Consider the following 11,968-nt stretch of genomic DNA (forward strand, 5'->3'; position numbering starts at 1 on the left):
CTGCTGCGCGCGCTCTTGGACCATGTGGGCCATGTCACAGGACACGGCCGATTGCGTCACCGGATGCGGAGATCATAACGGCTTCCGAGACTCCGCGGGGAGAAAACCGTGAAACTATGCCGAGCGGGTTGCGCCAAATCCCGCAGCTATCCTGGCTTTCCCATGGATATGCGGCATAGTCCACGGCTCGGCATAATCTCCAAAGACCCACAATCTGAACCGCCTACGGGCGCTGACCGAACAGTTGGAACCCCGGCTCCGGTCGGTCTGGCCGACCGAAAGCAAGTTTGAGAAGCGCGCCTATAATCTGTTGCGCGAGGCCTATATCAAGGCCCGCTATTCGCGCGAGTATGCCATCAGCGAAGATGAGCTGGCTTGGCTGGCCGAGCGCGTTGCCATTCTTCAGGACCTCGTCCGTGAACTGGGTTCCGCACGGATTGCACAGTTAGAAGAATCTTCCAGTCCTTCACATATTTCCTGATCGGACAGGGCAAAGGGATATGGCGTCCCGCATATAAGGTCTAGTGAGGCGGCAGGGCTGGTGCGAATTGGCAGGTTGATCGCCTACCTACGAGGGCGCCGATATCTATTCTCGGGTCTTGGTGAAATGCTATGACGAACCCCTCATAGGATGCCGCTCAGCCGGATTTTCGAGTGGGCGCATTCGCAAGCTCATGCGAAGCAACGACGCACGCCTGAAGCGTAATTTGTAATGCACCGTACGCACGGGTGCTGCCAAGCTTTTTTCATTTATAAATCAATGATGTATTTGGAATAATCTGCCATATTGGTTGTGTCACTAATTGACGCCATACGTCACAGATCGTCAGCCATTTTTTGCTAAGTTATTGTAAATATATGGCACTGTTTGGCGCCGTCGCTATTTTTAAGTGACGTACTGACTGGCATGATAATCGCCTACTTAACTGGTTATGGCAGACATGTAGTGGCGTTAATTTGGGGGGCAGGCACCGTCCGACGCGGAAGCATCCTCAGATCCGTACCCGCTCCACTTCCGACAGGCTGATCTCGTCGCGGCGGCGGTCGTAAAGCTGGGTTGTGCGGGTTGAGCTGTGGTTCGCCATGGCGGCGGCATTTTCCAGCGTGCCGCCATTTTTGAGATAAGTGGTGATGCCCGTCGCGCGGAAACTGTGATTGCCCACGCGCGTGGCGATGCCGGCGGCGCGGGCGCGGCGGCGGACCATGACATGCGCCTCGGCCTGGGTCAGCGCCCGATCGCTCAGGCGCCGTGTGCTACGGTCGATGGTGCGGAATAGCGGCGCCCTGTCTTCGGCCAAGCCGCATTGCTCGATATAGGAGAGCAGATATTCCTCCAGCTGATGATGGCAGGGCATTTCATGCCGCTTGCCGCCTTTTTCATGCAGGGGCAGCCATAGCCGCCGCCCCTGCACGAACAGATCCTCCCGCTTCATTGCCAGCGCCGCGCCCACTCGTGCGAAGCTGAAAATCATGAGCGCGATCAGCGCCCGGTCGCGCAGGCCCGCCGCGCCGGTCACGTCGATCGCGTCGATCAGGGCGCGTGCCTCCTGCGCTTCCAGCACCGGGGTGCGTCCGGTACGCGCGCTGTGCGCCGGACCGCGCACGCTACCCGCGGGGTTGGTCGCGACGATCTGCCCCGTCACCAGCCAGTCGAACAGATGGCGGATGGCGGCGAGGCGCTGCTTGACGCTCGGCGCGGCGAGAGACCGGCCCAGCATCTCCACCCAGGCGGCGACATGGATCGGCCCGATCTCCGCCAGATCGCGCACGCCATGGTCGAAGCACCAGGCAAGAAAATCCCGCGCTGCCCGCGCATAGGCACGGCGGGTATGGGCGTTGCGGATGGCGGCCGCGAAAAACTCCAGGAAGCGCACATGCACATGCGGCGGCGCCTGCGCGACGATCGGCGGAAGGGCGACAGAAGTGGTTTGGAGCGGAGAAAGCATGGCGACCCGATCGGAAACAGAGCCATTATGTGATAATGTCCTTTATCAACGTTTGTTGGATCACTAGAGGGTTGTCATGGCACCACCCGCGCAGATCCTGCCTTCACATGCGTCCGGCACCGGCGGGATGGAGTTGCCCGCGATTGTCGCCGCGTCGCCGGGCGGGGCGGGGCGCTTCCTCGAATTTTTCGCTGCCGCCATCCGCAATCCCAACACGCGCCGCGCCTATGCGCGCGCGGCGGGCGACTTCCTGGCCTGGTGCGAAGGCCATGGCGTGCGTGAGCTCGGCGCCATCGCCCCGCTGCATGTCGCCGCCTGGATCGAGATGCTGGGCCGCACGCTTGCGCCGCCCAGCGTCAAGCAGCGCCTCGCCGCCATCCGCCATCTGTTCGACTGGCTGGTGACGGGGCAGGTGGTGGTCATCAACCCTGCGGCCAGCGTGCGCGGCCCCGCGCACAGTGCGCGCACCGGGCGCACGCCGGTGCTGGAGCCGGACGAGGCGCGCGCCATATTTGACGCGATCGACATCGGCACCCCCGCCGGCCTGCGCGACCGGGCGCTGATCGGGGTCATGATCTACAGCTTCGCGCGGATCGGCGCGGCGCTGGCGATGCGGCGCGAGGACATGTTCGTGCAGGGCCGGCGGCTGTGGCTGCGCCTGCATGAAAAGGGCGGCAAGCGGCATGACATGCCCTGCCATCACATATTGGAGGACTACCTCCTCTCCTATGTCGAGCAATGCGGGCTGGACGATCCGCGCGGCCCGCTGTTCTGCAGCATCGACCGGCGCATGCGAAGGCTTTCGGACCGCGCGCTGACCCAGGCGGAGGCGCATGTGATGGTCCGCCGCCGCGCCCGCGCCGCCGGCGTTGCGACGCGCATCGGCAACCATAGCTTCCGCGCGAGCGGCATCACCATCTATCTCAGGAATGGCGGCGCGCTCGAAAACGCGGCCGCCATGGCCAACCACAGCTCGACCCGCACAACCCAGCTTTACGACCGCCGCCGCGACGAGATCAGCCTGAGCGAAGTCGAGCGGGTGCGGATCTGAAGGTGGCAGGTCTGTCGGCCTTACACCCATCCGGCCGATAGTGGCGACCAGCATCTATCGCGGACAGCAACGCATTCCGCCCGTCGATAGCCCCTATCATCCGCATCCTGGAGAAACGCCCCTTCCTCGCGGCTGCCCCGGGCCCGGGGCAGGCCTCGCACCGGCATGAGGCTGCGGGGCAATGCAATGTGGACACCTCGATAAACTGTCAGATTTCGGCGTGATGGCGGCTGTATGGACCGCAGAGGTGTAACAGGGTCGGCGTGGCTGCGCATTCTGGGGTAATTTCCATGTCGCCGGTCCCGTCAGGGAGCAGCTTTCGCATCAAGCAGGCGCAGTTCGCGCCTCAAACTAGGCCAGGCGCTGGAAGTTATAGGCCAAGTTGGCCATGCCGATTTTGATGGTAGCGCGGGCGATGCCGATGGTGCGCACGACGAGCCCCATCCGGTGCTTTTGCCCGGCGAACACATGCTCAACCTGGGCGCGGATCTTGGAACGCCGGGTATTGGCCCTGGCGATCCGCTCGGGCAACGGTCGCCGCGGCTTGCGCCTCTGGTGAATGTTGCTGGTGAACATGCTGCTCGCCAAGAACGCCTCGTTCTTCCTGGATCGATAGGCGGTATCAGCCCAGACGCCGGAGGCTGTGTTATCTGCTGACCAGAATCGGCAGCCGTGCGCCGTCATGGGCATTGGCGGCGCTGGCATCCCAGGTGCGGATCAGCCCATGGGTTTTGTCGATCCCTATGTGATTCTTGTACCCGAACATCGGGATGGCCAGATCAACCGGCTTGGCCGCTTTGGGATTGGCGCCTTCCCGGTGCTGTACTTGATCGACCAGCGCGCATCGCGGTCCTTCTGCCGCGCCTTGGCCGGCTTCCAGTCCTCGGGTATCCGGCCCTCCTTGATCGCTGCTTTCTCCGCTTCGGTATTGCGCTGTTGTTTTTTTTTGGGGGGGGGCGGCACGGCAGTGGCGTCGATGATCTGCCCGCCCATGGCGAGATAGCCCCGGTCCTTGAGCGCGGCGTCGAAGCGAGCATAGAGCTTATCCATGGCCTTGGCATTTACCAGGCGTTCCCGGAACAGGCGCACCGTCGTCGCATCCGGCACGGTGCCATCGAGCCCAAGGCCTAGGAACCGTTGGAATGATAACCGGTCTTTGATCTGAAACTCGGTGGCCTCGTCCGAGAGCGAATAGAGCGCCTGAAGCACCAGGATCTTGACCATCAACATCGGGTCGAACGGCGGGCGCCCACCTTTACTCCGAACACTGCGGCCCAAGGCCGCCACCAATGGGACGCCTCGAAGAACCGGTCGATTTTGGCATGACGGGGTAGCGGCGGCGATATCGGGTGGCATGGAGCGGGCCGACTGCTTGTTTTCTGGCTGATTTCTCGGCTTTTGGGAGGGTTTCTTCGGCGTTTCGGTATCACGCGGGCGCGGTTCTCCCTTCGTGCCAGACGAGGCGTTTGAAGTTGTAGGCCAGATTGGCCATGCCGATTTTCATCCTGGCGCGCTCGATACCGATGGTACGGACGAACAGGGCCATGCGCGATTTCTGGGTGGCAAAGACATGCTCGACGGCCGAGCGCACTTTGGATCGGGCGGCGTTGGCCCGCTGGTGCCGCCGGTCCATCGGCTTGCCCTTGGGCTTGCGGAAATGGATCATCGACTTGAGCCTGGCACGGCGGATCGCGGCCTCGTTCTTCGCCGAGCGATAGGCCGTATCGGCCCAGACCGGCTGCGCGATGTTTGCGGATCGCCGCCCTTGGTCAGCCGCGCCAGATGTTCCTCGTAATCCCAAAAACCTGCCTGCCGCGCCATCATCGCCTCCAATCGCCGCGAAAGAAAGTGAATCACGACGCCGAGTTAACCACCAGAGGTTTTTCGAGGCGTCCAATGGTCCACGGAACACCTCGAATCCACAACAGCCGCCAATCGCTCCAGCGGATCACCCGCCGCGGTCAGCGCCTGGTACCTGCCTGAAAGATCGAAGAAACCCGGCTATCCCTCAAAGGCCAGAGTATTTCGAGGCATCCATGTGCGTGGAGCCCGCATGTGGATGATCCGTGACACCAAACGACGGAACCAAGCATAATTCTCATCACAACCACGTTATGATACCAATTAGATCTCTATATATTAAAATAAAATCATATTGCATTATTTTATTTTGTCGCAAATATGATTATTATTTAAAATCTTTAAAAAAATATCGTTTTTATATTTATTCAATGTTATTGCTGCATTGCCATGACAATATATCTATTATATATTTTTAAACGAAATCGGAACCACATTACGCATATAGCCTAGAGGAATATTTTATTGACCGCCCTTTCAATGATGATAATGAAGTTCGAAATTAGGGGCATAATCGGAATATTGCATGCAACACGCTATCTGGGTTGCCGGTCATCGCGGCATGGTGGGGAGCGCCATTGTCCGTGCGCTGAAGGCGCAGGGTCGAGATGTTTTGACGGTTGATCGCCGAGAGCTCGATCTCGGCGATCAGGCCGCGGTCCACAAATGGGTTGAACAGCACAAGCCGTCCTCCATCATTTTCTGTGCGGCAAAGGTCGGCGGCATCATGGCCAATGACACTCAGCCCGTCGATTTTCTGTATGACAATCTTCTGATCCAGAACAATACGATCCACGCGGCCCACCAAGCCGGCGTCGATCGCCTCGTCTTTCTGGGCTCATCCTGCATCTATCCCAAATTTGCCGAGCAGCCCATTCAGGAGTCGAGCCTTCTAACAGGGCCACTCGAACCGACCAACGAATGGTATGCGATTGCAAAGATCGCCGGCATCAAATTGTGCCAAGCCTATATGCGGCAATATGGCCGCAGCTATGTCTCTGTCATGCCATGTAATCTTTATGGCCCCGGGGATAATTTCGATCTCAGGAGCAGCCATGTCCTGCCTGCTCTTGTCCGAAAGATCCTGGCCGCCAAGGCAAATGGATCCACAACGGTGGAAATCTGGGGGTCGGGCACTCCTCTGCGCGAATTCCTGCACGTGGATGATCTCGCGTCGGGCGTGATATTCTGTCACGATAATTATTTTGGCTATGAACATATCAACTGCGGCAGTGAATCAGAAGTCACGATCAAGCAGCTGGCCGAGACGATTGCCGAAGTGGTCGGATATGACGGCCAGTTCATATTCGACGCAACCAAGCCTGACGGTACGCCCAGGAAGGTCATGGATTCCAGCAGGATTCGGGAATTGGGATGGTCTCACAAAATTGATTTGCGGGATGGTATCCGATCGACTGTCACATGGTTCGTCGAAAATCATCTTGACGCCCTGGCAGCCTGACAGTGTATCCGCCGGAAGATCCGGTTTCATCGAACAGCCGGGAAGCGGCCCAGAAGGATAAGGAGCGTTCCGGCGTCTGCAAACAAGGTAGCGATGAAAAGATGTCAGCCGCATCCATCGTATCGGCGCGATCCGTTCTGTCCGGCTGGGTGAATGTCAGCCGCGTCGAAATGCGCATGCCCGACGGCGCCATTGTCGAACGTCATGTGGAAGATCATGGCGACGGTGCGGTCGTTCTCCCCTACGATCCCGAACGCCGGGTGGCATTACTGATCACCCAGCCAAGGGCCGCCGTGCTGCTGACCGGAGGTATCCCCCCGCTCGAAGCGATTGCGGGGCGCTTGGACGGAAACGACCCCGAGATCTGCGCGAGGCAGGAGGCTTGGGAAGAAGGCGGCGTCACGCTCCAGTCGCTGGAGCTTGTTGTCCATCTCTGGTCGATGCCCTCGATTTCGACCGAGCGACTGCATCTGTTTCTCGCCCCCTACAGAATCGACAAGCGCGAAGGCAGCGGCGGCGGATGTCTGCACGAGCATGAGAATATCAGCGTCCATGAAATTCCATTGAACGACCTCATCCGTGAGGTCGCCAGTGGTCGTATATCTGATGCGAAAACACTGATCCTAATACTGGCCCTCAGGGACCGGTATCCCCATCTGTTCGCGGAGGAATGAAGGGGCCCGTTGATGGGTGCCCGTAACGCCGGTGCGGACAGTCTCGCTTGCCATCGCATTGACGGGCCTGCTTTTCCGCGAAGCGCCCATCGCCGGAACCGTCAGATCGGGCTACCCCCGGCACCCCTACCGGGGCACACCGCGCCGCATCATCCGACCGACGCCCCGCTCGATCCACGCGCGCGGCATATGGGCCGCGACCAGGGACAACTACTATGCAGCCGTCCCGAACCTCGATATGGTTCCGCGCATCCCAGAAGCCGCATTTGCAAAACTCCGGAAGCCCTGCGCCAGTACAAGTAATCCGATTTTCCAGAAATCCGCGGACCCATCAGGGCTATAGATAATCACCTTGGTGGATCGAGATGGATTTTGATCAATCCTATCCCGTCAATTGGCAAATTATCTAGCAGCATTATCAGAATTCTAGATATAGTTTTATAATATATCACAAATAAATAAATATATATTTACGTTTTGTCGGCACATTATTTGCGGTGGTAGAAAAAATGAGCAGTGATCCGTCAGGTGTCAATCACGATCAAAATATATTGTTTACCCGTAATATTCTCGAGGAAGTAGTCCACATTTTGGAAAATGAAGATGTGGCGTCCTCTGATCTGATCAATGAAGCGGAAAAAATAGCTTTTGATCCAAAGCTTTTTGGACCATTCCTGAAAAAGGCTATCCAGACAAGAAAGTCGACAAATGACGTTGCTGTAAATGCCGGCATTGCCCGTGATGTTGTAACATTTGTTTACAATATCGTGCTTGATCGTCAGCCGGATCAGGCAGCTCTGGATGCATTTTCAACCGCCATTATTCGCGGCGAAATGAATTTTGGCACATTTGCCAGCGAAATTGTCCTCAGCGCGGAAGCCCAGAGAAAGGAGATCGAAAAAACCAAGCAGATTTATGATAATGTTTTCTATCAAATTCAAAGGGATATCTGGGAAGGCCGTGCGATTTTTGAGCGCCAGTCCGAATTCGCGCAAAAGACGCAGGCTATCCCTGCGGCGATGGGTGCCGATACCCCAGCGAACTCCGACAGGCTGATTGTAGATCAAGCCGAACTGCCCGACCTTATCAGAATCATCTACAATGCTTGCCTTGGAAGAACGCCAGGCGACGACGAAATCGGCATCTGGGCCGGCCATGTCGTCGCCGGCTCGGTGTCGGTCGTCGAATTCTGCCGGATGATTTCGGAATCGGAAGAGGCCGCAAATTATCGTGACAGGCTTAATCAGATTGCGCCCGAACTCACCGATGCCCAGTTCACCCAGATGGCCTATGAAGCGCTTCTTGAGCGCGGCGCGGCTGCCCCGGAAATAGCCAGCTGGGTGCAACAGATTTCCTCCGGTCAAGCCAACCGGATGCAGATGCTCAGTTGGCTGTTCACCGAATATGTTCTCGACCACACGGTCCGGCCCATCCCGGAAAACAACCCCTATGAAGTCTACCTCATGGGTACGGACAAGAAGATCAATGCGTTCGATTGGAAAAAAGACCTCGAAACATTGAAACATGGCAAGAAGCCTGACGGCGATCGGGCGAGGGCACTTGCTAGGGACAACTCCGAAAGCCAGTTCACTTTCAATATCAAAGAGAAGAGAACGATCGTGACGGCGATCGCCAGCTTGTACAAGGGCGGCGAGTATATTCACGACTTCCTGACGCATATGACCGGGCAATCGATTTTCAAGGACTATGCCGAACTCATTATAATCGATGCGAATTCACCTGAAAATGAATCGGTTATCATCGAGAAGTTTGTGAAGGATTTTCCAAACATCAAATATAAGAGATATGATTATCGGGTCGGGATCTATGATGCATGGAATATTGGAATAGAAGCGTCGGAAGGTCAGTTTTTAACGAATACCAACATGGACGATGTCCGCCGGCAGGATTCCCTCGAACGTCAGGCCGCGGCGCTTCTCGCGCTTCCATTTGTCGATGTTGTATATCAGGACTTCTACTACGCTTTCGACAAGAATGTTCCTTATGACGATATTGCGTATCTGGGTGCCAAGAGCAAAGTGGGCATGGTTACGCCGCACACGATGTTTACGTCGAACCCTCCTCATAACGCGCCCATGTGGCGGAAATCGCTTCACAATGAACTCGGCTTGTTCGATGGCACCTACAAGTCGGCCGGAGATTATGAATTCTGGATGCGGTGTCTGGCGGCTCGCAAGGTGTTCTACAAATTGAATGATCCGCATGCCACCTACTTCCAGAATCCTCACGGTCTTTCGACAAGCCGCGAAACGCCTGGCATCGTTGAATCAAAGCGGATCACGAAAAAATACGGGCGAAAGGTGATCCCAGACATCTTTACCTGTTCGGCCAAGGATTTCCTGAAACACGTCGGCGCCGATGGGGACGCAGGGGATATCATCAATCCGTCGGATCGTTACGACTACATACAAACCATGCTGGAAAAAGCGGCTCTTGATTTGAAATACAAGGCCAATTCAGAGCAGGAAAATTGATTATGAATCTGTTGATTGATGCCGTCTTTTTCCAATTTGCGTCGAGCGGAATTGCGCGTGTATGGAAATCCATATTGTCACATGTTGCACAGGATAAGCGAATAAATTTGTTCATTATGGATAGAGGAAATGCTCCCCTTATCGAGGGAGCGACCGTTATTCCCTTTCCGACATATGATCTTTCGAAAAATACCGCTGCGGATTCGATCATGATCCAGAATATCTGCGATCACTATAATATAGATGTATTTTCCAGTACATATTATACAACCCCGCTTCGTACACCATCGGTGCTTCTTGTTTATGACATGATCCCGGAGCTTTTGGAATTTGACCTGTCGTTCAGGGATTGGAAAGAAAAGAAGAACGCAATTATCTACTCGCAATATCAAATTTCGATCTCCGAGAGCACCCGGGAAAACCTTCATGAATTTTATCCCAATCTGGATAAATCCAGATCAAGCTTTGCACATCTTGCTGTCGATAATAGCATATTCAAGCAGGCTTCCGCTCAAAATGTGAAGGATTTTTGCGGACGACATGGCATATCAAAGCCATATTTCCTGTTTGTCGGTTCAAGGCAGCAACATAATAACTATAAAAATGCCCAGATATTTTTTAAAGCAATTGAGGGATATGAAAGTTTTGATTTTGAAGTTGTCTGCGCCGGTGGCGAAAAGACATTTGATGAGGACGTAACCAGACTGCAGGTCAAGGGCCTCAAGGTTCAGCGCCTCGATGTGGGGGATGATGAATTAGCAGTCGCCTATGCCGGGGCGATCGCATTGATTTATCCGTCGCTCTATGAAGGTTTTGGCCTGCCGGTTCTCGAGGCCATGGCATCGGGTTGCCCGGTCATCACCACGCGAAGGGGATCACTGGGCGAGGTTGCCGGGGATGCCGCTCTTTTCGTGGACGGACTTGACGCGCAGGAAATGCGTGACGCCCTCAAAGAGGTTGGAGATCTCGAACGGCGCCGTGCCTATGTAACAAAGGGCCTGGAGAACGCGCGGCGCTTCAACTGGAGTTCGTTCGCGGACCATTTCATCGATGTCGTTCATCGCCTCGATGAGGAGATCCGCGGCGGTGCCTATCGTGAATTTTCCGAGCGCTGGGCGGAATTGCGCATGATACAGGCAGATGTCGATTATCATTAGGCGGTGACGTGATTCCTCCATGCTTGATTAGGGTTCGGACCCAATAAGCGGGTTTCCTTGGGATGTTCGACGTGATTCACTGTCTCGGCGAGGAGGCAGTGAGATGTCTGATTTCTTTTGGTTTTCCGACGCGCAGTGGGAGCGGATTGCGCCGTTGTTGCCGACCGATGTGCGCGGCAAGAAGCATGTTGATGATCGCCGGGTGCTGAGCGGGATCGTCCACGCGCTGCGCTGCGGCGGTCGCTGGGCGGATTGCGCCGACGTCTACGGACCGAAGAAGACGCTCTACAACCGCTTCGTCCGCTGGTCCGAGCGCGGCATCTGGCAAGCCATTTTCAGCGCGCTCGCAGGGGCCGAAGATGCGCCAGACCGGCTGTTCATCGACAGCAGTTGCATCAAGGTTCACCGCTGCGCCGGCGGCGGAAAAGGGGGCTTTGGCTCATGGTATCGGCCGCACGAAAGGCGGACGGAATACCAAGCTCCATGCCGTCTGCGACCCGAAAGGGCGTCCTCACGTCCTGCTCCTGACGCCCGGCAATGTCCACGACTGCAAGGTGGCGAGGCTCTGTATCGAGGCGTTGCCACCCTCCGCCGAGCTTGTGGCCGACAAGGGCTACGACAGCCAGGCCCTGCGCGAATGGCTCAAGGAGCGCGGCACCCAGGCCGTCATCCCGCCTCGCCGGAACCGCAAGATTCAGTATGACTACGATCGCGCCATCTACAAGCAGCGCAACGTCATCGAACGCATGTTCTGCCGCCTCAAAGACTGGCGTCGTCTCGCCACACGCTTCGACCGCAACATCAAAAACTTCATGGGTGCCGTCGCACTCGCCGCCGCCGTCATCTGGTGGCTGTAGTGAGTCCGGACCCTAGAGAGTCCGGCCTGATGGAAGGACGGACGAAATGAAGCGAGCAAGGTTCACCGAAGAGCAGATCATCGGCGTGCTGAAGGAGCAGGAGGCTGGCGCGAAGACTGCCGTCCAGCTGTCCAAATAGGCGGGACCAACTCACAGACCGGGCTAAATCATGACAAAACAATCGCATTATCAGAGTGCTACGCCATCCGCGCACGGGTCTCATTAAGCCAAATCCGTCCGGGATCAACGTCCCCAGAATCGTGACCAGCCATATGAGTTTTTGGCATTGATGGCCGCCTCTGCAAGCTCGGCATTGAGCTGGTCACGCTCTGCGGCCAGGGCCTGGGCCGCCTGCTCTGCCGCTGCACGCGTCTGCGCAAGCTCGGCATTGAGCTGGTCACGCTCTGCGGCCAGGGCCTGGGCCGCCTGCTCTGCCGCTGCACGCGTCTGCGCAAGCTCGGCATTG

Annotated in this window: 11 protein-coding genes and 2 pseudogenes; 8 read left to right on the top strand and 5 right to left on the bottom strand. The window is 56.7% G+C overall.

All coding sequences use genetic code 11. The annotated features are described in order from the left end of the window. Positions 1-244 precede the first annotated feature (244 nt). Positions 245-481 carry a hypothetical protein gene (locus A7Q26_RS14670; protein WP_066861098.1) on the top strand — a complete coding sequence of 79 codons (237 nt, stop codon included), beginning with the start codon at positions 245-247 and terminating at the stop codon, positions 479-481. A gap of 511 nt (positions 482-992) precedes the next feature. Here A7Q26_RS14670 and A7Q26_RS14675 read toward each other — a convergent pair. After that, entirely contained in the window at positions 993-1,946 is a 954-nt protein-coding gene (locus A7Q26_RS14675) for a tyrosine-type recombinase/integrase (protein WP_066861102.1), read from the bottom strand. A 76-nt stretch (positions 1,947-2,022) separates the two neighbouring features. Here A7Q26_RS14675 and A7Q26_RS14680 point away from each other — a divergent pair, with 76 nt between their 5' ends. Beyond that, a complete protein-coding gene (locus tag A7Q26_RS14680; RefSeq protein ID WP_066861104.1) occupies positions 2,023-2,997 on the top strand; it encodes a tyrosine-type recombinase/integrase in 975 nt (324 codons plus the stop codon). A gap of 351 nt (positions 2,998-3,348) precedes the next feature. On the opposite strand, the gene A7Q26_RS26230 is transcribed toward A7Q26_RS14680, so the two are convergent. The 3 genes and pseudogenes from A7Q26_RS26230 to A7Q26_RS14690 all read right to left on the bottom strand — a co-directional run. After that, on the bottom strand, positions 3,349-3,702 hold the full coding sequence (locus A7Q26_RS26230) for a transposase (protein ID WP_332308771.1): 354 nt from the start codon (positions 3,700-3,702) through the stop codon (positions 3,349-3,351). 36 nt (positions 3,703-3,738) lie between these two features. Next, positions 3,739-4,353 (bottom strand): transposase, encoded by a 615-nt coding sequence (locus A7Q26_RS26235; protein ID WP_332308772.1) that lies wholly within the window; start codon positions 4,351-4,353, stop codon positions 3,739-3,741. 70 nt (positions 4,354-4,423) lie between these two features. Next, positions 4,424-4,747: pseudogene (locus A7Q26_RS14690) on the bottom strand (transposase); the annotation flags it as partial. Between the two features lie 636 nt (positions 4,748-5,383). Here A7Q26_RS14690 and A7Q26_RS14695 point away from each other — a divergent pair. The 6 genes and pseudogenes from A7Q26_RS14695 to A7Q26_RS24650 all read left to right on the top strand — a co-directional run bounded on the left by A7Q26_RS14695 (position 5,384) and on the right by A7Q26_RS24650 (position 11,502). Next, on the top strand, positions 5,384-6,319 hold the full coding sequence (locus A7Q26_RS14695) for a GDP-L-fucose synthase family protein (protein WP_066861110.1): 936 nt from the start codon (positions 5,384-5,386) through the stop codon (positions 6,317-6,319). Between the two features lie 2 nt (positions 6,320-6,321). Next, positions 6,322-6,993, top strand: a complete 672-nt coding sequence (locus A7Q26_RS14700; RefSeq protein WP_232313807.1) for an NUDIX domain-containing protein — start codon at positions 6,322-6,324, stop codon at positions 6,991-6,993. A 509-nt stretch (positions 6,994-7,502) separates the two neighbouring features. Beyond that, positions 7,503-9,488: a DUF4214 domain-containing protein gene (locus A7Q26_RS14705; protein ID WP_084439138.1), complete on the top strand. Its 1,986-nt coding sequence runs from the start codon at positions 7,503-7,505 to the stop codon at positions 9,486-9,488. A gap of 2 nt (positions 9,489-9,490) precedes the next feature. After that, positions 9,491-10,645 carry a glycosyltransferase family 4 protein gene (locus A7Q26_RS14710; RefSeq protein WP_084439139.1) on the top strand — a complete coding sequence of 385 codons (1,155 nt, stop codon included), beginning with the start codon at positions 9,491-9,493 and terminating at the stop codon, positions 10,643-10,645. Positions 10,646-10,748: 103 nt separating this feature from the next. Further along, a pseudogene (locus A7Q26_RS25925) lies at positions 10,749-10,922 on the top strand (transposase); the annotation flags it as partial. 82 nt (positions 10,923-11,004) lie between these two features. Further along, positions 11,005-11,502: an IS5 family transposase gene (locus A7Q26_RS24650; RefSeq protein WP_232313808.1), complete on the top strand. Its 498-nt coding sequence runs from the start codon at positions 11,005-11,007 to the stop codon at positions 11,500-11,502. Positions 11,503-11,745: 243 nt separating this feature from the next. Here the strand turns inward: A7Q26_RS24650 and A7Q26_RS25620 are convergent. Then, the coding region (locus A7Q26_RS25620; RefSeq protein WP_198162947.1) for a hypothetical protein at positions 11,746-11,968 on the bottom strand (223 nt) is incomplete at its 5' end.

Origin of the sequence: Sphingobium sp. TCM1, assembly GCF_001650725.1 — a bacterium.
Classification (GTDB): Bacteria; Pseudomonadota; Alphaproteobacteria; order Sphingomonadales; family Sphingomonadaceae; genus Sphingobium.

Coding starts and splice junctions, on each gene's coding strand:
- A7Q26_RS26235 (WP_332308772.1), bottom strand. CDS start 4,353: ATGCCACCCGATATCGCCGCCGCTACCCCGTCATGCCAAAATCGACCG.
- A7Q26_RS24650 (WP_232313808.1), top strand. CDS start 11,005: ATGCGCCAGACCGGCTGTTCATCGACAGCAGTTGCATCAAGGTTCACC.
- A7Q26_RS14705 (WP_084439138.1), top strand. CDS start 7,503: ATGAGCAGTGATCCGTCAGGTGTCAATCACGATCAAAATATATTGTTT.
- A7Q26_RS14710 (WP_084439139.1), top strand. CDS start 9,491: ATGAATCTGTTGATTGATGCCGTCTTTTTCCAATTTGCGTCGAGCGGA.
- A7Q26_RS14695 (WP_066861110.1), top strand. CDS start 5,384: ATGCAACACGCTATCTGGGTTGCCGGTCATCGCGGCATGGTGGGGAGC.
- A7Q26_RS14680 (WP_066861104.1), top strand. CDS start 2,023: ATGGCACCACCCGCGCAGATCCTGCCTTCACATGCGTCCGGCACCGGC.
- A7Q26_RS14675 (WP_066861102.1), bottom strand. CDS start 1,946: ATGCTTTCTCCGCTCCAAACCACTTCTGTCGCCCTTCCGCCGATCGTC.
- A7Q26_RS26230 (WP_332308771.1), bottom strand. CDS start 3,702: ATGCCAGCGCCGCCAATGCCCATGACGGCGCACGGCTGCCGATTCTGG.